Here is an 18,546-nt window from a genome sequence, read left to right on the forward strand (position 1 = left end):
GCTCATCGGCGGAGCTTGCCGGTTCCGCGGCAGTCGGAACACTCGTACCAGGTCGTGGTCCTGCCGTTGACGTAGGAGGTCTGGTGGAAGCCTCGTCTGCCCTTGCAGGTGCGGCATTCGCCGGGCCCGGGTGGTCGCAGCCACTCGATGACTCCCAGAACGGCCGCGATGATCGCAAGGGCTGTCCACCAGCCCGGCGGTCCCGATCCATGCATCCGCTCATGGTCGACGGCCTCGGGGGTCGCCAGGAAGGAGCTTGCCGGGGGCGCGCGGGAGCGTGTGAGGCCTGGACGGTGTGGAGCTTCCCGGCAGCTTTACGGCGGCTTTACGGCTTTACGGCGGGGCGGTCTCCGTGACGACCAGGAGGAGTTCTATCTCGTCGTCCGGGTCGAGGTCGGCCACTCCCAGGGCCACCCAGCGGCCCTGTTCCGTCACCTGCCAGAGGTATGCGTGGCCTGCCCTGAGGCTCAGCTCGGACCAGGGCTCGGGTATGTCCTCCCGCTCGGTCCGCAGCCGTATCGTCTGCAGGCCGATGTGCTGCGGCTCGCCCCACCGCCGCGTCAGTTCCCCGGCCAGGTCCTCCTTGTCCTCGTGGAACCGCTCGACCGCCTCGACGCGCACGCCGGCGTCCGCCGCCACGAGACCGTGGCTGGTCGCTAAGGCGGCCGGGCGGTCGCCGGGGGCGGCGAGGTACTGCTCGATGTCCATACGGTCCAGTAAACCCGCCGCCACTGACAATTGGCGGCCCGTCAGTGGAGCGCTCGTGCTCACGCGTCCCGGCGTCGCAGCCGCCAGGCGCCGGCGGTCACCGCGATCGCCGTCCACAGGGCGGACACCGCGAGGCCGGTCCAGGGGCCGAGCGTGCTCTCCTGCGCGCTGTGCAGGGCCAGTTGACCGGCCCGGTCGGGGAGGAAGTCCGCCGCACCGCCCGACAGGTCGCCCACCACGAAGGACACGATCAGCAGGAACGGGATGAGCAGGCCGAGCGCCGCCGTGCCGCTGCGCACCACCGCCGTCAGGCCGGCTGCCAGGAGCGCCATGAGGGTCAGGTAGAGCGCGCAGCCGACCACGCCCCGCAGGGCCTGTGCCGTCGTCAGGCTCTCGGCCCTCTCCCCCAGCACCGACGTGCCCACCGCCGCCGTCGCCAGTCCCGTGACCAGGCCGACGGCCAGCATCGGGAGGGCGATCGCCGTCAACTTCGCAGCGAGCCAACGGCCCCGCCGAGGTACTGCCGCCAGCGACACGCGCAGGGCGCCGCCCCGGAACTCGGCGGAGACGGCCGTCACGCCGAAGGTCACCGCCGCGATCTGTCCGAAGCTCACCCCGGAGAAGACGGAGAAGAGCACGTCCGGGTCGGTGTCGTCGGCGCCGGCTGCGCCGGCTGCGGCGGAGAAGGCGACCGTCGCGAGCAGCGCGGCGCTCAGGGCGCCGACCTGCGACCGCAGCGTACGGATCTTGATCCACTCGGCGTGCAGCGCGGGAGTGAACTCCTTGGTCATGCCGCCTCCTGGGCAGGCGCCGCGAACTCGGTGTCGGCGGCGGTCAGGTCGAGGTAGGCCTGCTCCAGCGTGCCTTCCTCGGTGGTCAGTTCGAGCAGGGGAACCCCGGCGTCGGACACGAGGCGCCCGATGTCGTCCACACGCGCGTGCTGCACGCTCCAGTGCCCGTCGGGGTGTTCCACTGCGTCGTGGCCGTGCCGGGCGAGGGCGCTCTTGAGCGCGGTCGGGTCCGTCGTACGGATGCGTACGCGGGGCTGCACGCGCGCGTCGATGAAGTCCCGCATGGGGGTGTCGGCCAGGAGCCGGCCCCGGCCGAGGACGACGAGATGGTCGGCGAAGGACGCGGTCTCGTTCATGAGGTGGCTGGAGACGAACACGGTGCGTCCTTCCGCGGCCAGCCGCCTCAGCACCCCGCGGATCCAGACGATGCCTTCGGGGTCGAGCCCGTTGGACGGCTCGTCGAGGAGCACCACTTGGGGGTCGCCGAGCAGGGCGGCGGCGATGCCGAGGCGTTGGCGCATGCCCAGGGAGTAGGTCTTCACCCGGCGTCGCGAGGCCGGGGCGAGCCCGGTCTCCTCCAGCGTCTCGTCGACCCGGCGGACGGGAATGCGGTTGCTCGCGGCCAGGGCGAGCAGATGGTCGCGGCCGGTCCTGGCGCCGTGCGGGGCGTGCGCGTCGAGCAGGGCGCCGACGTGCCGCAGGGGTTCACGCAGGGCGGTGTAGGCCCGTCCGCCGACGGTGGCGGTGCCCGAGGTGGGCCGGTCGAGGCCGAGGACGAGGCGGAAGGTGGTGGACTTGCCCGCGCCGTTGGGCCCGAGGAAGCCGGTGACGCGGCCGGCCCGCACGCTGAAGGTGAGGCGGTCCACGGCCCGCCGGGGGCCGTACTCCTTGGTGAGGTCGTGGACGTCGATGCTGGTCATGGCCACGACTCTCGCCGCCGGCCCGGGTCGGGCGCCTCCCCCGTGCGGGGCGGGCTTCTCCCCCGCTCGGGGGAGGGCCGTTGTCAGTGGGGGGTGCCACGATGGTCGGCATGGGCCGCTTCCTGCGCCCGCTGCGGCGGGGGATCACGTACGCGCGACTGCTGCATCTGTGGGTGCCGATGCTGGTCGTGAGCGTCTGGATGTACATCGACCCGTCGAGGCCGTGGGTTCCCGCGCTGGTGCTCGTTCCGCTCGGCCTGGTCCCTGCCGTGCGCACCGGCGAGGGGGTGCAGGCCCGGCTGCTGCTCCTGCCGGGCGACCTGGGCCCCGACTTCTCCGTGGCGCCGTCGGCTACCTGGCGGGACCGGCTGCGGACGGTGCTGTGGCTGGAGACGCGGATGGCCCTCGGCGCGGTGGCGCTGTTCGCGTGCGTGTGGCTGCCCGCCCTGGTCTACGACCTGGCCGTCGGCGCGGGCGGGCAGATGTCGGACGACCTGCCGCTGCCCGGTGACGTTGCGCCGGGCTGGTGGCTCGTGCTACTCATCCCCGTCCCCCTGTTCGCTCTGTACGGCGTCGTCGTCGGCCTGGGCGAGCTGATCACCGCGCTCGCGCGCGGGCTGCTCGGCCCGTCGGCGGCCGAGCGGCTCGCCGCCCTTGAGGAGCGCACCGAGCAGTTGCTGGAGCGCAACCGGATCGCCCGGGAGCTGCACGACTCCATCGGGCACGCGCTCACGGTGGCGGTCGTGCAGGCGGGCGCGGCGCGAGCCGCGGGCGACCCGGAGTTCACCGGCCGGGCGCTGGACGCGATCGAGGAGACCGGCCGGGCCGCCCTGGAGGACCTGGAGCGGGTGCTCGGCGTGCTGCGCGAGGCCGAGCGGCCGCTGAACAGCCGGCCGACGCTCGCCGACGCGGACCGGCTGCTGCAGTCCGCGCGGGTGTCCGGCGCGAAGGTCGACGCCGAGGTGACCGGCCCGCTGGAGGCGGTACCGGGACCGGTGTCCCGTGAGGGCTATCGCATCCTCCAGGAGGCGCTGACCAATGTGCTGCGGCACGCGGGAGCCGTTCCCGTGCGGGTCCGCGTGGGCGTTTCGGACGGTCTGCTGCGTCTGGAGGTGCGCAACCCGCTGACAGCCGGCATACCAGGCCCCGGCCGGGGCAGCGGGCTGCGCGGGATACGCGAGCGCGCGGCCCTGCTCGGGGGACGGGCCTCGACCGGTCCTGACGCGGGCGACTGGCAGGTACACGCAGAACTGCCCATGAAGTGATCTACGCTGACCGGATGCCCGTGACCGTGCTCCTTGTCGACGACGAACCGCTGGTCCGCGCCGGGTTGCGGGCCGTGCTGGAGGCGCAGTTGGACATCGAGGTCGTCGGCGAGGCGGCGGACGGGGCGGCGGTGATCCCGCTGGTGCGGCAGCTGCGGCCGAACGTGGTCGCCATGGACGTACGCATGCCGCTGATGGACGGGATCGAGGCCACGCGCGCGGTGCTGCGGACGGTGGCCGAGCCGCCGAAGATCCTGGTCGTGACGACGTTCGAGAACGACGAGTACGTGTATGAGGCGCTGCGCGCGGGCGCGGACGGGTTTCTGCTGAAGCGTGCCCGGCCCGCCGAGATCGTGCACGCGGTGCGCCTGGTCGCCGAGGGCGAGTCACTGCTGTTCCCGGCGTCGGTGCGGCGGCTGGCCGCCGAGTACGGCGAAGGCGGAGGCAACCGCGCGGCCCGGGACACGCTGGAGCAGGCCCGGCTGACCGAACGGGAGGCCGAGGTGCTGCGGCTGATGGCGCGCGGCATGTCGAACGCGGAGATCGCCGCGCGGCTCGTCGTGGGGGCGGAGACGGTCAAGTCCCATGTCAGCGCGGTACTGGCGAAGCTCGGGGCGCGGGATCGGACGCAGGCGGTGATCACGGCGTACGAGTCGGGGTTCGTCGCGCCGGGGTGAGAGGGGTGCGTGACGTCGACGTGAGGGGTGCGTGACGTCATCGGTACCTGTTCGTCACTCGCCGGGATGCCTCCTGCCGAGTACGATCCGCCCACACGCGCACGAGCTGGGAGGACGGACGTTGGGGCAGCTGACCGGCGGGGATCCCTCGCTGTTGCGAAGGATCAATTCCGCGGTGGTGCTGCATGCGCTGCGTGCCACGGACTGCGCGACGCTCACGGAGATCACCCGCGTGACGGGGCTGTCCCGGCCGACCGTCGAGGGGGTCGTCGAGGACCTCATCCAGGCGGGGCTCGTCGTCGAACAGGCGGCGGAGGAGGGTGCCGCGCGACGGCAGGGGCGGCCCGCGCGGCGGTTCCGGTTCCGGGCGGAGGCCGGGCATCTGCTGGGTCTGGAGATCGGCTCGCATCGGGTGGCCGCGCTGCTGGCCGACCTGGACGGCCGGGTGCTGGGCGCGCAGGCCAAGGACGTCGACGAGGACGCTCCGGCGGACGAGCGGCTGGAACGGCTGCGGACGGCGGTCGCCGAACTGCTGCGCCGGGCCGGCGTGCCGCGCTCCTCCTTGCGGGCGGTGGGGGTCGGCACGCCCGGGATCGTCGAGGCGGACGGGACCGTGCGGCTGGGCACGGCGTTGCCCGAGTGGACCGGACTGCGGCTGGGCGAGCGGCTGAGTCGTTCCTTCAAGTGTCCGGTGCTGGTGGAGAACGACGCCAACGCGGCGGCCGTGGCCGAGCACTGGAAGGGGTCGGCCACCGAGTCCGACGACGTCGTCTTCGTGCTGGCCGGGCTGAGTCCGGGCGCCGGCGCGCTGATCGGGGGTCGGCTGCACCGGGGGTACGGCGGGGCGGCCGGGGAGATCGGCGCGCTGCACCTGCTCGGGCGGGAGGCGACCCCGGAGACGCTGTTGTCGACGACGGACGAGCCGCTGCATCCGCTGGACGAGCAGGCGGTCGCGAAGGTGTTCGCGCAGGCGCGCCGAGGCGACCGGCAGGCGCGGGCGGCGGTGGACCGCTTCATCCAGCGGCTGGTGCACGACGTGGCCGCGCTGGTCCTGGCACTCGACCCGGAGCTGGTCGTGGTCGGCGGCTGGGCGGCCGGTCTGGACGGCGTACTGGAGCCGCTGCGCGAGGAGTTGGCGCGCTACTGTCTGCGGCCGCCGAAGGTGACCCTGTCGTTGCTCGGCGAGGCGGCGGTGGCGACGGGGGCGCTGCGGCTCGCCCTCGACCATGTGGAGGAGCAGTTGTTCGCGGTGGAGGGGACGGTGACGGCGCGGCGCTGACCGGCCGTCACCGGTGAAACGCGCCGCGCCCCGGAGGAGTTCCGGGGCGCGGGGGACGTGTCCTCGCACGGGCGGGGGGCAGACCGTTCAGGGAGCCTGCCGTCTGCGACCCGAGGCGGACGCTGTGCTCAGGACGCCTGCTGTTCCGGGCCGTGGTGTATCTCCACGCCGCCCGACGCGCCGAATGTCAGGCGGCACGTGTCAGCGCGATACGTGGCCACGGAGAGCGCCGCGGTACGGCCCTGCGCGAAGAAGCGGGTGGTGACGACGAGGACGGGCGCGCCGGGGAGCCGGTCGAGCTCCTTGGCGTCGTCCGCGCGGGCCGAGCCCAGCTCCACCGCGCGGTCCTGGCCCTGCAGCTCCAGGTGCTGCAGTTCGCGCAGCACCGCACGCGCGTGTGCCGCCTCGGACAGGGCGTCGATCGCGGCGAGGTCGGGCACCGACGTCCGGGGGACGTAGAGCAGTTCCGCGGCGACGGGCTGCCCGTGCGAGACCCGCGAGCGGCGCACGATGTGCACGGCCTGGTCGCGGGCGGTCTCCAGGGCGGTGGCGACGGCCGCGGGCGGAGCCGCGAGCGTGCAGTCCACGGCCTGCCAGGCGTCGTCGCCCGTGCCCGGCCAGACCTGCTGGTCGGTGCCGACGGCGACACCCATGCGCGGCGGCGCGACGGTGGTGCCGACGCCACGACGGCGCTGCAGTCGGCCCTCCAGTTCGAGCTGCTCCAGCGCCTGACGGAGCGTCGCGCGGGCCACGCCGAAACGGGCGGCCAGCTCACGCTCGTTGGGCAGGATCTCCCCCACCGTGAATTCGGAGTCGAGTGCCTCGCTGAGCACGGTCTTGAGATGCCAGTACTTCGGTTCCGGTACCGATTCCAGTTGCGTGGTCCCCACCCTGTCCTCCGCAATCGCCGTGGTCCGGCGGCGTTTTTCGCGCCCTTGTTTATTAAAGGTTGTTGTACTTCTCTGCGACCATAGGGCGGCCCCCACCCTTGGTCAAGACCAATACTCGAACCCTCGGGGCGCCGAGGGCCGACCGCCGGGAAAGCGTTTACAGCGCGTTCGTACAGGCACGTTCTCGTGACACTCCGGCAAAGTCCTCGTCGTCAAACGCGGCCCCCTGGGCGGTCGGGAATTACCGTGGCGGAGGTCTGATCCGACAAACGGGAGGTCGCTGTGCGGTACGCGGTACTGGGTACGGGACAGGTCGGTCGCACGCTGGGCGGAAAACTGGTGGAGCTGGGGCACACGGTGGTCCTGGGTTCGCGCACGAAGGACAATCCGGCAGCCCTGGAGTGGGCTCGGGAGGCGGGCGGCGGAGCGAGCGCCGGCACGTTCGCCGAGGCGGCCGCGGCTGCCGAGGTGGTCGTGAACGCGGTGGCGGGGCGGGCCTCGCTGGCCGCGCTGGAGGCGGCCGGGGCGTCCCACCTCGACGGGAAGGTCGTGGTGGACGTCTCCAACCCGCTGGCGTTCGACGACGGGGAGGCGCGGCTGTCGCCGGTGGAGTCGGACAGCGTGGGCGAGCAGATCCAGCGGGCGTTTCCGCACGCGCGCGTGGTGAAGACCCTCAACACCGTCAACTGCGACGTGATGGTGGATCCCGCGCGCGTGCCGGGCGAGCACCAGATCTTCGTGTGCGGGGAGGACGCGGACGCCAAGGAACAGGTCACGGCGTTGCTCGGGGAGTTCGGCTGGCCGGCGGACCGGGTGCTCGACCTGGGCGGCATCCGGGCGGCGCGCAGCGTGGAGATGTGGTTGCCGCTGTGGCTGGACCTCATGCGCCGCTTCGGTCACGCGGACTTCAACCTGGAGCTGCGCCGGGCACGTTGAGCAACCAGGAAGGCCATCACGGGTCCTCCGGGCCCACCGGGACCGAGTTCACCCACACAGGGGCTACCCGTCGGTAGTAATTGCTGACAAGCTGTCTAAGGGCGTCGTCTCAGCCGGCGTCCAAGGCGTTGTTTCCAGGCATCCGCAGGCCAGTGGCCAGTCCAGACGAGGAGCTTCCCATGTCCGCCACCGTCTCCTTCACGGTCCCCTCTCCCAGTGGCCCGCTGCCCGTGACCGTCTCCTACGCGCGCGTGGGCGAGGGCGAACCGCTGCTCCTGCTGCACGGCATCGGTCACCACCGGCAGGCCTGGGACCCGGTGGTGGACATCCTGGCCGCCGAGCGCGACGTGATCGCCGTGGACCTGCCCGGCTTCGGCGTCTCCCCCGCCCTGCCCGACGGGCTCGCCTACGACCTGCCCACGACGGCCGCCGTGTTCGGCGCCTTCTGCGAGGAACTGGAGCTGGACCGCCCGCACGTGGCCGGCAACTCCCTCGGCGGCCTGCTCGCCCTGGAACTCGGCCGGGAGAAGCTCGTACGGACGGTCACGGCACTGTCCCCGGCCGGGTTCTGGTCGGAGGCCGAACGGCGCTACGCCTTCGGCGTCCTGATGACGATGCGGCAGATCTCCCGCCGGCTGCCGTTGCCCCTCGTCGAGCGGTTGGCGAGCACGGCGGCCGGCCGTACCGCCCTCACCAGCACCATCTACGCCCGCCCGAGCCGCCGCTCACCCGAGGCCGTGGTCGCCGAGACGCTGGCCCTGGCCCGGGCCACCGGGTTCGACCAGACCCTGCGGGCCGGCGCCACCGTCAGGTTCACCGACGACCTCCCCGGCATGCCGGTCACGGTCGGCTGGGGCACCCGCGACTGGCTGCTCGTACGCCGCCAGGGCCTGCGCGCCAAGCAGATCATCCCGGCCGCCCGCCTGGTCCGACTGCCCGGCTGCGGCCACTGCCCGATGAACGACGACCCGGCGCTCGTCGCCCGCGTGATCCTCGACGGCAGCCGCTGACACCCTGGGGGCACGGCTCAACGCCCCCGCGCCCAGGGCGACTCCGACGCCCACGAAGGCGCTGCCCACGGCCTGGGCGGGGCCGTAGGAGCCCGTTCCGACGAGGGGGGCGGTGCAGGCCGCCGCGACCGGGATGAGGCCGGAGAAGAGCGTGGCGCGCTCGGCCCCGATCCGCTGCACGCCCATGTACCAGCACACGAAGCCGACGACGGTGACGACAGCCGCCTGCCACAGCAGCGCGGCGGCCTCCCCGCCGACCGGCTGCCGCAGCCACCCGTCGCCGTCGGCGAGCATTCCGATCGCGGCCGACTCGGCCGCGGCGAGCCCGCACACCGTCGCCGACAGCAGCCGCGGGCCCAGCGGCCGCAGGACGGGCACGGCCAGGACCGCGAAGCCCACCTCCCCGGCCAGCGCGCAGACCGAGCAGGCGATCCCCGCGCCGTCCGTACGGCCCCACCCCTGCACCGTGAACGCGCCGACGGCGACCAGCGACGCCCCGTACAGCACCGGGCGCCGGGGCCGCCGTCCCGCCAGGAGCGGGACCAGTACCGCCACGACGACGGGCGCGCAGCCGACGAAGACGCCGGGGACGGCGGGTTCCGCGGAGCGTTCGGCGGCCAGCACGGCCAGGTTGAAGCCGACCATACCGACGGCCGCGACCAGTGCGAGGCGTGCCCACTGACGGCCCGTGAGCGCACGCAGCCGGGCTCGGGCGCCGGCGCCGGCGAGGGGGATGAGCAGCAGGCAGGCGAGGCCGTAGCGCAGGGCCTGGCCGCCTGCGTACGGGTAGGCGCCGAGGACGCTGTTGGCGGTGAAGGACCCTCCGACGAGGACGCAGGCGAACGCGGCGAGCAGGCTCCCGCGCGTGGTGGTGGCGTTCATGGAGGTGACGCTAGGAACGACGGCGGCCCGGTTTAAGGTCCACTTCCATGACGTCATCGGGGACCAATCCTGACGGCCCGTCCGGCGCGCCCGGCCCGTTCGGTTCGGCGGCCTGGGAGGTGCTGTTGCCGGCCGCTTCCGCCCCGCCGCGCGCGCGTGGGCGTGCGCTCCAGGCCGCGCTGCGGGACGCGGTGCGCTCGGGGCGGCTCGTCCAGGGCACCCGGCTGCCGTCCAGCCGGGACCTCGCCGCCGATCTCGGGGTGTCGCGCGGGCTGGTCACGGAGGCGTACGAGCAGTTGGCTGCCGAGGGCTATCTGCGCAGCGGCCGGGGGGCCGGCACCTGGGTGGGCGGCGCCGTGCGGGCTGCCCCGCCACGCGCGCGTGACCACGCTCCACGCACCCCGGGCGCGCAGGTCGACTTCGTGCCGGGGACGCCGGACCTGTCGCTGTTCCCGCGCGCCGCCTGGGCGGCCGCGCAGCGGGGGGTGCTCGCCGAGCTGCCCCACCACGAGCTCGGCTATCCCGACCCGCGCGGGCTGCCCCGACTGCGCACCGCGCTCGCCGAACTTCTCGCCCGCCGCCGGGGCGTGGTCGCCGATCCGGAGCGCCTCGTGGTGGTCTCGGGCGTGGCCCAGGCGACGGCACTGCTCGGCCTGGCGCTGCACGCGCGCGGGCTGGACGCCATCGGCGTCGAGGACCCCGGAAGCCCCCAGCACAGTGCTCTGTACGCGGCGGCCGGCGTCACCGCCGTACCTCTCCCGCTCGACGCCGAGGGGCTGGCCCTGGAGGCGCTGTGGTCGTCCGGTGTACGGGCCGTGGTGGCGACGCCCGCGCATCAGTTCCCCACCGGGATCGCGTACTCCGCACGCCGGCGCACCGAACTGCTCGACTGGGCGAGGCACGTGGACGGCTTCGTGCTGGAGGACGACTACGACGGCGACTTCCGCTACGACCGCGCTCCCGTGGGAGCACTGCAGGGCCTCGACCCGGAGCGCGTGGCCTACACCGGCTCGGTCAGCAAGTCACTCGCGCCGGGACTGCGGCTGGGCTGGCTGCTCGTCCCCGAGACGCTGGCCGAGGAGGTCGTCGAACGCAAGCGCACGATGGACCTCGGTCATCCCGCCCTCGACCAGGCGCTGTTCGCCCGGTTCGTGGAGCGCGGCGACTACGACCGCCAGCTGCGCCGCTGCCAGCGGGCCTACCGGGAGCGCCGGGACGCCCTCGTGGGCGCGCTCCAGGAGCACTTCCCCGGGGCGCGGGTGTCCGGCATCGCGGCGGGGCTGCATGTCATCGCGGGGCTTCCACAGCGGTACGGGCCGCAGGAGCGGTTTCTGGAACGGGTGGCCGCGGCCGGTGTCGAGGTGCGTGCGCTCGGCGCGTACGCACACGCGCGTGCCGGGGCAGAAGACGGCGCTGCGGAGGTACGGCTCGTGCTCGGCTACGCGCAGCTGTCGCCCGCTCGTATCCGGGACGGGGTGCGGCTGATGCGGGAGGCCGCCGGGCAGTGATGCGGGTCGCATCCCCCCGGTGTGCGGTCAGTTGTTCACTTGCGGTTTCCGTGTGCGCTGCGGCGCACCAGTACTTGTGGCTGTGCACACCGGCCGGTTCCCGCCCCTGGAGGCCCCTCCATGTCACCCAGTCCGTTTCCCGGGCGCCGCAGCGTCCTGCGCGGCTCGCTCGCCGCTTCCGCGGCCCTGACCCTGCCCGCCGAGCTCGGCGCCGCTCCCGCCCTCGCGCTGTCCGGGCGGCCCAAGGCGGGCTGGGGTGTGCAGACCGGGGACGTGACGTCCGACTCCGGGCTGGTGTGGGTGCGCTCCGACCGTCCGGCGCGGATGGTCGTCGAGACGGCGGCGACCGAGTCCTTCCGGGGCGCCCGCCGCTGGCACGGCCCGCTGCTCGGCGCCGGTACCGACTTCACCGGCACGACCCGGCTGCACGGACTGCCCGCCGGCGAGCAGATCCACTACCGTGTGCTGCTCGCCGACCCGGACGACCCCCGTCGCACCGGCGAGCCGGTGACCGGCACCTTCCGCACCGCGCCGCTCGGACGTCGGCACGGGGTGCGCTTCCTGTGGTCCGGTGACCTCGCCGGCCAGGGCTGGGGCATCAACCCCGGCATCGGCGGCTACCGCATCTACGACGCGATGGCCAGGCTCGACCCCGACTTCTTCCTGTGCAGCGGCGACAACATCTACGCCGACGGACCGATCACGGCGACGCAGGCGCTGCCCGACGGCAGCCTCTACCGGAACATCACCACCGAGGAGAAGTCGAAGGTCGCCGAGACCCTCGCCGAGTTCCGCGGCAACTTCCGCTACAACCTGCTGGACGAGAACCTGCGCCGGTTCAACGCCCAGGTGCCGTCCATCATCCAGTGGGACGACCACGAGGTCCGCAACAACTGGTACCCGGGCGAGGTGATCGCCGCCTCCGACGCCCGCTACACCGAGAAGAGCGTCGACGTGCTCGCGGGGCGGGCGCGGCGGGCGTTCAGCGAGTACTTCCCGATCTCGACGCTGCGTCCGGGCGCCAAGGAGGGCCGCGTCCACCGGGTCGTGCGGCACGGCCCGCTGCTCGACGTGTTCGTCCTGGACATGCGGACGTACCGCAACGCGAACTCGCCCGACGACCAGAGGGTGGACCCGCAGGGCATCCTCGGCGCCGAGCAACTGGAGTGGCTCAAGCGGGAGCTGTCGCGCTCGCGTGCGGTGTGGAAGGTCATCGCCGCCGACATGCCGCTGGGGCTGGTCGTGCCGGACGCCACCGAGGGCAGGGCGAACATCGAGGCCGTCGCGCAGGGCGACCCGGGCGCGCCGCTCGGCCGTGAGCTGCAGATCGCCGAGCTGCTGCGGTACATCAAGCACCGGCGGATCACCGGCACGGTGTGGCTGACGGCCGACGTGCACCACACCTCGGCGCAGCACTACCAGCCGTCACGGGCCGCGTTCACCGACTTCGAGCCGTTCTGGGAGTTCGTCTCCGGGCCGCTGAACGCGGGCGCCTTCCCGGCCAGCGCGCTCGACGACACCTTCGGTCCGGAGCGGGTGTTCGTGAAGGCGCCGACCGCCGCGAACGTCTCGCCCGCGGCCGGCTACCAGTTCTTCGGCGAGGTCGACATCGACGGCGACAGCGGCGAGTTGACGGTCCGGCTGCGTGAGCAGGACGGCACGGTGCTGTTCACGCAGGTGCTGCAGCCGGGACGGGTCGGGCAGTAGTCGGGCGTCCGGTCCGGCGTCCCGTACTCTCGACACCACGTGCCGCGCATCGGCGTCATCCCCCGGTGCGCGGTGCGGTCGTGACAGCCGCGACGCACGGCATACGACGCACCGCTGCGATCGTAGAAGAATTAACAAAACGGGCATTTGGAACCTTTACCCATCGGTCACAGTACGTTCGTGATCACGCAACACCGTTCCTCCACAGTGGCTGCATGACTCGAGACATGTCTGATGTGACGCGTGCGAAACGCGGACGCCCTGTGCACCACTGGCGGCGGGACGTGGTGGAACTCGCCGCGCTCTTCACGGCCGTCGCGGTGGCCGACGGTGTGGCGAACCTGGTGGGCCACGGCCCCGACGGCCCGGCGCTGCTGGCCGTCTCCGCCGCCCTGCTGGTCGCCACGGCCGGCTTCCACACATGGTGGGCACGCCGCCACGGTCACGCGCCGCCGACGGGCGATACCGATGCCCGGCCACGCTCCGAGGAGCCGCAGGCCGGGTCGTCCGAGCTGCCCTCCGGGGTCGCCGAGGAGAGCGCCCTGTGGCGGATGCGGACGACCGTGAAGGACGCCCCGGGGTCGCTGGCGGCGCTGTGCGCGGCGCTCGCCGGCCACCGGGTGGACATCCTGAGCCTGCAGACCCACCCGCTGGGCGAGGACACGGTCGACGAGTTCCTGCTGCGTGCCCCGGGACCCCTCGCCGCGGCCGAGATCACCCGCGCCGTCGCGCAGGCGGGCGGCTCGAGCACCTGGATCGAGCGGGCCGACGCCCACGATCTGGTGGACGCGCCGACCCGGATCCTGGGCCTGGCCACCCGCACCGCCCTGGACGCCGCCGAACTGCCGCTGGCTCTGCGGCAGTTGCTCGGCCGGTGCACGATCCGCTCGCTGCCCGCCACGGCCGGGACCCGCGGCCGGGGGCCGGCGGGCGTACCCGTGGAGGGCGTGCTGGAGGAGACCGTGATGCGGCTGCGGGCGCCGGAAGGCGGAGTGATCACCGTGGAGCGGCCGTATCTGCCGTTCACCCCGACCGAGTTCGCACGCGCGCGTGCCCTGGTGGAGCTCGACGCCCGGCTCGGGCCCCGCGTCCCGCTCGGCCAGGACGTGCTGACGCTGCCCGAGGGCGACGACATCACCGTGCGCCGGGCCGACACCGCTGACGTCCAGGCGGCGAAGGCGATGCACGAGCGGTGCTCGGCCCGCACGCTCGGGATGCGCTACCACGGGCCCGTCGGCGACGCCGACCGCTACCTCAACCACCTGCTCAGTCCCCGCTTCGGCCAGACCCTGGCCGTGCAGACGCCGTCCGGCCGCGTCGTCGGCCTCGGCCACCTGCTGTGGGACGGCGACGAGACGGAGGTCGCGCTGCTGGTCGAGGACCAGTGGCAGCGCCGCGGCATCGGCGCCGAACTGCTCGGCCGGCTGGTGGCGATGGCCGTCGAGGCGGGCTGCGAGAGCGTGTACGCCGTGACGCAGGCCTCCAACACGGGCATGGTCGCCGCCATGCGCGGCCTCGGCCTGCCCCTCGACTACCAGATCGAGGAGGGAACGCTCGTGATCACCGCACGCCTGGAGAAGAACGCGGCGCACGAGTCGCCCCGCCGGCACGGAGCACGCGTCACGCGCGACTGACCCGGACGTCACACGTCTGAGGAGCCCGGACGCTCCACGCGCGACCGGCTCCGGACGCACCACGCGTGAGCAGCCCGGACGCATCACGTGTGAGGGGCCCGGCGGTGCGCCGCCGGGCCCTTCTTCATACGGTGACGGACGTCCCCGGCGCCCGCACCGGCCCCAGTGCCCCCGTCAGATCGCCCCACAGATCCTCGACGTCCTCCAGCCCGACCGACAGCCGCAGCAGCCGGTCGCTCACGCCCGCGCCCCGGCGCTCGTGCGCGTCCACGATGCGGTGGCTGATGGACGCCGGGTGCTGGATGAGCGTGTCGACGCTGCCGAGGCTCACGGCAGGGGTGATCAGCCGGACGCCCGCGATCACCTCGTGCGGGTCGCCGGCCACCTCGAAGGCGATCATCGCGCCGCCGATGCGCGGATAGTGGACGCGGGCGACACGCGGGTCGGCGGCCAGTCGCCGGGCCAGTTCGGCGGCGGTCGCCGAGGCGGCCCGCACCCGCACCGGAAGCGTCGACAAGCCGCGCAGCAGCAGATAGCCGGCCAGCGGATGCAGCACACCACCGGTGGCGAAACGTATCTGCCGAAGTCGTCCGGCGAACTCCTCGTCGCAGGCGACCACGCCGCCCAGGACGTCCCCGTGCCCGCCCAGGTACTTCGTGGCGCTGTGCAGGACGAGCCGCGCGCCCTGCTCGACGGGACGTTGCAGCACGGGCGTGGCGAAGGTGTTGTCGGCGAGCAGCGGGACCGACCCGCAGGCGTGGGCGACGGCCCGCAGGTCGACCTCGGCGAGGGTCGGGTTGGCCGGCGACTCGACCATGACCAGGCCGGTGTCGGGGCGCAACGCGTCGGCGATGCCCGCCGGGTCGGTCCAGGTGACCTCGGAGCCGAGCAGTCCCGCCGTCAGCAGATGGTCGCTGCACCCGTACAGGGGGCGGACGGCGACGACGTGCCGCAGGCCCGTCGCGGCGCGCGCGAGCAGGATCGCGCTCAGCGCGGCCATCCCGCTGGCGAAGGCGACGGCGCTCTCGGCGCCCTCCAGCCGGGCGAGAGCCGTCTCGAAGCGGGCGACCGTCGGGTTGCCCAGCCGACCGTAGACGGGCGGGCCCTCCGGCTCCACGCCGGTCGCGGCGAACGCGTCGATACGGGCGGCCTCGGCGCGGCTGTCGTACGAGGGGTAGGTGGTGGACAGGTCGATGGGCGGGGCGTGCAGGCCCTGCCGGGCCAGGTCGTCCCGCCCGGCGTGCACGGCCTCGGTGGCCAGTGCGCGGGTCGCTCCAGACGTACGTACACCGTGGTACGCGTGCGTGCTCGCAGCGGTTGAGTCCATGGACCGCAGGGTGAACATCGAACGGGTCATATTCGTCGAACACCGTGTTACGTTCGGCCAATGGGCGAATCAGTCGTACTGGACCCGGTCGATCTGCACCTGCTGCGGCTGCTGCAGAACGACGCCCGGACCACCTACCGCGACCTCGCGGCGCAGGTCGGCGTCGCGCCGTCGACGTGCCTGGACCGGGTGACGCGGCTGCGCCGCTCCGGCGTGATCCTCGGGCATCAGCTGCGGCTGGATCCGGCCAAGCTGGGGCGCGGTCTGCAGGCGCTGCTGTCCGTGCAGGTCAGGCCGCACCGGCGGGAGCTGGTGGGGCCCTTCGTGGAGCGGATCCGGGCGCTGCCGGAGGCGCTGACCGTCTTTCACCTCACCGGGCCCGACGACTATCTCGTCCATGTCGCCGTCGCGGACATGGCGGATCTGCAGCGGCTCGTCCTCGACGAGTTCACGGCACGGCGAGAGGTCGCCCGGGTCGAGACACGGCTGATTTTCCAGCAGTGGGAGTGCGGACCGCTGCTGCCGCCGACGGGTTCGGGACAAACGCCGTGACGTGCGACGCCGCCGCGTACGAGGATGGTGCGCATGTCACAGACCAACAGCCCGCTGCCCCGCGAGGTCGCCGACGCCTACGTCGACGATCTCATCGCCCTCGACCCGGTGACCGGTACCTATCTCGGTGTGAAAAACAGTTCGAGTCGGCTGCCCGACCTCTCGCCCGCCGGCCAGGAGGCGATCGCGCGGCTCGCGCGCGACACCCTGGCGAAGCTCGACGAGGCGGAGCGGAGGCCCGGCGCGGACAGTGACATCGAGCGCCGGTGCGCGCGCCTGCTGCGCGAGCGGCTGACCGCGGAACTCGGCGTCCACGAGGCCGACGAGGGCCTGCGCTCCGTCGGCAACATGGGCACGCCCGCGCACCACGTGCGCGAGGTGTTCACCGTGACGCCGGCCCAGACCGAGGAGGACTGGACCGCGATCGCCGAGCGGCTGCGCGCGGTCCCGGCCGCCCTCGCGGGCTACCGGGAGTCCCTGACGCTCGGCCTGGAGCGCAAGCTGTACGCGGCCCCGCGGCCGACGGCCACGTTCGTCGAACAGCTCACCCAGTGGTCGGACACGGACGGCGCGGGTCTCGGCTGGTTCGAGGACTTCGTGGCCACCGGCGTCGAGGCGCTGTCCGCCGCGCTGCCCGAGGCGCTGCGCGCCGAGCTGGACGAGGCGGCTCGGGCGGCGACCGCGGCGGTCGTCCAGCTGCGGGACTGGGTGCGCGACGTGTACGCGCCGACGGCCGAGGGCGCGCCGAACACCGTGGGCCGGGAGCGGTACGCCCGCTGGTCGCGCTACTACAACGGCACCGACCTCGACCTCGACGAGGCGTACGCGTACGGCTGGGCGGAGTACCACCGGCTGCTCGCCGAGATGAAGCAGGAGGCCGAGAGGATCCTGCCGGGCGCGGCCACCCCCTGGGTGGCGCTGGCCCACCTCGACGAGCACGGCAAGCACATCGAGGGCGTCGACGAGGTCCGCGACTGGCTGCAGGGCCTGATGGACCAGGCGATCGACGCGCTCGACGGCACCCACTTCGAACTCGCCGAGCGGGTGCGCAGGGTGGAGTCGCGGATCGCGCCGCCCGGCAGCGCGGCCGCCCCCTACTACACGCCCCCGTCGGAGGACTTCTCGCGTCCGGGCCGTACCTGGCTGCCGACGATGGGACGGACCCGCTTCCCGGTGTACGACCTCGTGTCCACCTGGTACCACGAGGGCGTCCCCGGCCATCACCTCCAGCTCGCGCAGTGGACTCACATCGCCGCGAACCTCTCCCGCTACCAGGCGTCCATCGGCATGGTCAGCGCCAATGCCGAGGGCTGGGCGCTGTACGCGGAGCGGCTGATGGACGAGCTCGGCTTCCTCACCGACGCGGAGCAGCGGCTCGGCTACCTGGACGCGCAGATGATGCGGGCGACCCGGGTCATCATCGACATCGGCATGCACCTGGAGCTGGAGATCCCGGCGGACTCCCCGTTCCACCCGGGTGAGCGCTGGACCCCGGAGCTGGCCCAGGAGTTCTTCGGCGCGCACAGCAGCCGCCCGGCGGACTTCGTCGAGAGCGAGCTGACCCGCTATCTGACCATCCCCGGCCAGGCGATCGGCTACAAACTCGGCGAACGGGCCTGGCTGCTGGGCCGGGAGAAGGCCCGGCAGCGCCACGGTGACGCCTTCGACCTCAAGTCCTGGCACATGGCGGCCCTTTCCCAGGGTTCGCTGGGGTTGGACGACCTGGTGGACGAGCTGGCGCGGCTCTGAGCCCCGGTGCGGGCCGGGCCGGAGGGCTGCGGAATTCCGCCGTCCTGCGGCCCGCGCCTGCCCCACCCTCATTTGTTCCCGCGTCCGTCGGCGGAGGTCGTACGGGACGGAGCGGGCGACTTGGCTGTCAGCAGCCGCAGTTCTCCGCGTCCACGGGAGCCGTGAGCCGGTCGGTGTCGCGCCGCTCCCGGCCCTCCCACGTCTCGAACTCGAAGCCTTCACGCGCCCAGTACTCGAAGCCGCCGAGCATCTCCTTGACCTGGTAGCCGAGTTCGGCGAGCGCCAGGGCGGCGCGGGTGGCGCCGTTGCAGCCGGGGCCCCAGCAGTACGTCACGACCGGCACACCCCTGTCGAGGAGCTGGTCGGCCTGCTCGGGGATGAGCGCGGTGGGCAGGTGGACGGCGCCCGGGAGGTGCCCCTGGTCCCAGGACTCGGTGGAACGGCAGTCCAGGACGACGAAGCCGGGGTCGCCGCCGGCGGCGAGGGCCGCGGCCACGTCGGAGACGTCCGCGTGGAAGGCCAGGCTCGCCCGGAAGTGGGCGGCGGCCTCGGCCGGTGCGGCGGGAGCGACCCGCAGGACGGGGTTGACGGCGGTCGTGACGGTCATGGCGGGGCCTTCCGTAGACGGTTCCGAACGGATTTTCGATGACCAGAGATCCGGTGTTTTGAAATCCGGTGTCCTGAAATCTACGACCGGTGATCATCTCCTTG

17 protein-coding genes and 1 pseudogene are annotated in these 18,546 nt (G+C 73.1%); 10 read left to right on the top strand and 8 right to left on the bottom strand.

The features are described 5' to 3' along the window. Positions 1-2 precede the first annotated feature (2 nt). The 4 genes from ACZ5SK_RS35430 to ACZ5SK_RS35445 form a co-directional block, all read right to left on the bottom strand. Positions 3-215 carry a hypothetical protein gene (locus tag ACZ5SK_RS35430; protein WP_334583052.1) on the bottom strand — a complete coding sequence of 71 codons (213 nt, stop codon included), beginning with the start codon at positions 213-215 and terminating at the stop codon, positions 3-5. A gap of 118 nt (positions 216-333) precedes the next feature. Beyond that, positions 334-708 carry a hypothetical protein gene (locus ACZ5SK_RS35435; RefSeq protein WP_361708938.1) on the bottom strand — a complete coding sequence of 125 codons (375 nt, stop codon included), beginning with the start codon at positions 706-708 and terminating at the stop codon, positions 334-336. Positions 709-767: 59 nt separating this feature from the next. Then, positions 768-1,499, bottom strand: coding sequence for an ABC transporter permease subunit (locus ACZ5SK_RS35440; protein WP_334583054.1), 732 nt, complete (start codon positions 1,497-1,499; stop codon positions 768-770). Continuing rightward, a complete protein-coding gene (locus ACZ5SK_RS35445; protein ID WP_334583055.1) occupies positions 1,496-2,419 on the bottom strand; it encodes an ATP-binding cassette domain-containing protein in 924 nt (307 codons plus the stop codon). The genes ACZ5SK_RS35440 and ACZ5SK_RS35445 overlap by 4 nt, the downstream gene beginning before the upstream one ends. A gap of 110 nt (positions 2,420-2,529) precedes the next feature. Between ACZ5SK_RS35445 and ACZ5SK_RS35450 the strand changes: the two genes are divergently transcribed. From ACZ5SK_RS35450 to ACZ5SK_RS35460, 3 genes are all read left to right on the top strand, one after another. Next, positions 2,530-3,684: a sensor histidine kinase gene (locus ACZ5SK_RS35450; protein ID WP_334583056.1), complete on the top strand. Its 1,155-nt coding sequence runs from the start codon at positions 2,530-2,532 to the stop codon at positions 3,682-3,684. Between the two features lie 14 nt (positions 3,685-3,698). Beyond that, positions 3,699-4,361, top strand: a complete 663-nt coding sequence (locus ACZ5SK_RS35455; protein ID WP_334583057.1) for a response regulator transcription factor — start codon at positions 3,699-3,701, stop codon at positions 4,359-4,361. A 121-nt stretch (positions 4,362-4,482) separates the two neighbouring features. Beyond that, the gene (locus ACZ5SK_RS35460; protein ID WP_334583058.1) at positions 4,483-5,640 is read left to right on the top strand and encodes an ROK family transcriptional regulator; all 1,158 of its coding nucleotides are present in this window, start codon (positions 4,483-4,485) and stop codon (positions 5,638-5,640) included. Positions 5,641-5,768: 128 nt separating this feature from the next. Here ACZ5SK_RS35460 and ACZ5SK_RS35465 read toward each other — a convergent pair whose 3' ends face one another. Continuing rightward, positions 5,769-6,530, bottom strand: a complete 762-nt coding sequence (locus tag ACZ5SK_RS35465; RefSeq protein ID WP_334583059.1) for a GntR family transcriptional regulator — start codon at positions 6,528-6,530, stop codon at positions 5,769-5,771. 282 nt (positions 6,531-6,812) lie between these two features. Here ACZ5SK_RS35465 and ACZ5SK_RS35470 point away from each other — a divergent pair, with 282 nt between their 5' ends. Then, entirely contained in the window at positions 6,813-7,466 is a 654-nt protein-coding gene (locus ACZ5SK_RS35470; RefSeq protein ID WP_334583060.1) for an NADPH-dependent F420 reductase, read from the top strand. Between the two features lie 179 nt (positions 7,467-7,645). Beyond that, on the top strand, positions 7,646-8,476 hold the full coding sequence (locus ACZ5SK_RS35475; protein WP_334583061.1) for an alpha/beta fold hydrolase: 831 nt from the start codon (positions 7,646-7,648) through the stop codon (positions 8,474-8,476). Between the two features lie 45 nt (positions 8,477-8,521). On the opposite strand, the pseudogene ACZ5SK_RS35480 reads toward ACZ5SK_RS35475, so the two are convergent. Continuing rightward, a pseudogene (locus ACZ5SK_RS35480) lies at positions 8,522-9,415 on the bottom strand (DMT family transporter); the annotation flags it as partial. Here ACZ5SK_RS35480 and pdxR point away from each other — a divergent pair. From pdxR to ACZ5SK_RS35495, 3 genes are all read left to right on the top strand, one after another. Further along, positions 9,406-10,866, top strand: a complete 1,461-nt coding sequence (gene pdxR, locus ACZ5SK_RS35485) for a MocR-like pyridoxine biosynthesis transcription factor PdxR (protein ID WP_457495517.1) — start codon at positions 9,406-9,408, stop codon at positions 10,864-10,866. The pseudogene ACZ5SK_RS35480 and the gene pdxR sit on opposite strands and share 10 nt — an antisense overlap. A 120-nt stretch (positions 10,867-10,986) precedes the next feature. Continuing rightward, positions 10,987-12,573: an alkaline phosphatase D family protein gene (locus ACZ5SK_RS35490; RefSeq protein WP_334583062.1), complete on the top strand. Its 1,587-nt coding sequence runs from the start codon at positions 10,987-10,989 to the stop codon at positions 12,571-12,573. Between the two features lie 263 nt (positions 12,574-12,836). Further along, a complete protein-coding gene (locus ACZ5SK_RS35495) occupies positions 12,837-14,207 on the top strand; it encodes a GNAT family N-acetyltransferase (protein WP_457495521.1) in 1,371 nt (456 codons plus the stop codon). Between the two features lie 124 nt (positions 14,208-14,331). On the opposite strand, the gene ACZ5SK_RS35500 is transcribed toward ACZ5SK_RS35495, so the two are convergent. Continuing rightward, positions 14,332-15,534: a trans-sulfuration enzyme family protein gene (locus tag ACZ5SK_RS35500; RefSeq protein ID WP_334583063.1), complete on the bottom strand. Its 1,203-nt coding sequence runs from the start codon at positions 15,532-15,534 to the stop codon at positions 14,332-14,334. A 60-nt stretch (positions 15,535-15,594) separates the two neighbouring features. On the opposite strand from ACZ5SK_RS35500, the gene ACZ5SK_RS35505 reads away from it, so the two are divergent. Together ACZ5SK_RS35505 and ACZ5SK_RS35510 are read left to right on the top strand one after the other, a co-directional pair. Beyond that, positions 15,595-16,086, top strand: a complete 492-nt coding sequence (locus ACZ5SK_RS35505; RefSeq protein ID WP_334583064.1) for an Lrp/AsnC family transcriptional regulator — start codon at positions 15,595-15,597, stop codon at positions 16,084-16,086. Between the two features lie 33 nt (positions 16,087-16,119). After that, complete coding sequence (locus ACZ5SK_RS35510; RefSeq protein WP_457495516.1) at positions 16,120-17,835, top strand: DUF885 domain-containing protein; 1,716 nt, start codon at positions 16,120-16,122, stop codon at positions 17,833-17,835. A gap of 127 nt (positions 17,836-17,962) precedes the next feature. On the opposite strand, the gene ACZ5SK_RS35515 is transcribed toward ACZ5SK_RS35510, so the two are convergent. Continuing rightward, complete coding sequence (locus ACZ5SK_RS35515) at positions 17,963-18,442, bottom strand: rhodanese-like domain-containing protein (RefSeq protein ID WP_334583066.1); 480 nt, start codon at positions 18,440-18,442, stop codon at positions 17,963-17,965. Positions 18,443-18,546 lie beyond the last annotated feature (104 nt).

This window comes from Streptomyces sp. NPDC031474 (assembly GCF_055581185.1).

Bases quoted from the DNA above. Each gene is read 5' to 3' on its own strand.
- ACZ5SK_RS35430 (WP_334583052.1), bottom strand. From the start codon at position 215: ATGCATGGATCGGGACCGCCGGGCTGGTGGACAGCCCTTGCGATCATC.
- ACZ5SK_RS35435 (WP_361708938.1), bottom strand. From the start codon at position 708: ATGGACATCGAGCAGTACCTCGCCGCCCCCGGCGACCGCCCGGCCGCC.
- ACZ5SK_RS35440 (WP_334583054.1), bottom strand. From the start codon at position 1,499: ATGACCAAGGAGTTCACTCCCGCGCTGCACGCCGAGTGGATCAAGATC.
- ACZ5SK_RS35445 (WP_334583055.1), bottom strand. From the start codon at position 2,419: ATGACCAGCATCGACGTCCACGACCTCACCAAGGAGTACGGCCCCCGG.
- ACZ5SK_RS35450 (WP_334583056.1), top strand. From the start codon at position 2,530: ATGGGCCGCTTCCTGCGCCCGCTGCGGCGGGGGATCACGTACGCGCGA.
- ACZ5SK_RS35455 (WP_334583057.1), top strand. From the start codon at position 3,699: ATGCCCGTGACCGTGCTCCTTGTCGACGACGAACCGCTGGTCCGCGCC.
- ACZ5SK_RS35475 (WP_334583061.1), top strand. From the start codon at position 7,646: ATGTCCGCCACCGTCTCCTTCACGGTCCCCTCTCCCAGTGGCCCGCTG.
- pdxR (WP_457495517.1), top strand. From the start codon at position 9,406: ATGACGTCATCGGGGACCAATCCTGACGGCCCGTCCGGCGCGCCCGGC.
- ACZ5SK_RS35490 (WP_334583062.1), top strand. From the start codon at position 10,987: ATGTCACCCAGTCCGTTTCCCGGGCGCCGCAGCGTCCTGCGCGGCTCG.
- ACZ5SK_RS35500 (WP_334583063.1), bottom strand. From the start codon at position 15,534: ATGGACTCAACCGCTGCGAGCACGCACGCGTACCACGGTGTACGTACG.
- ACZ5SK_RS35505 (WP_334583064.1), top strand. From the start codon at position 15,595: ATGGGCGAATCAGTCGTACTGGACCCGGTCGATCTGCACCTGCTGCGG.
- ACZ5SK_RS35510 (WP_457495516.1), top strand. From the start codon at position 16,120: ATGTCACAGACCAACAGCCCGCTGCCCCGCGAGGTCGCCGACGCCTAC.
- ACZ5SK_RS35515 (WP_334583066.1), bottom strand. From the start codon at position 18,442: ATGACCGTCACGACCGCCGTCAACCCCGTCCTGCGGGTCGCTCCCGCC.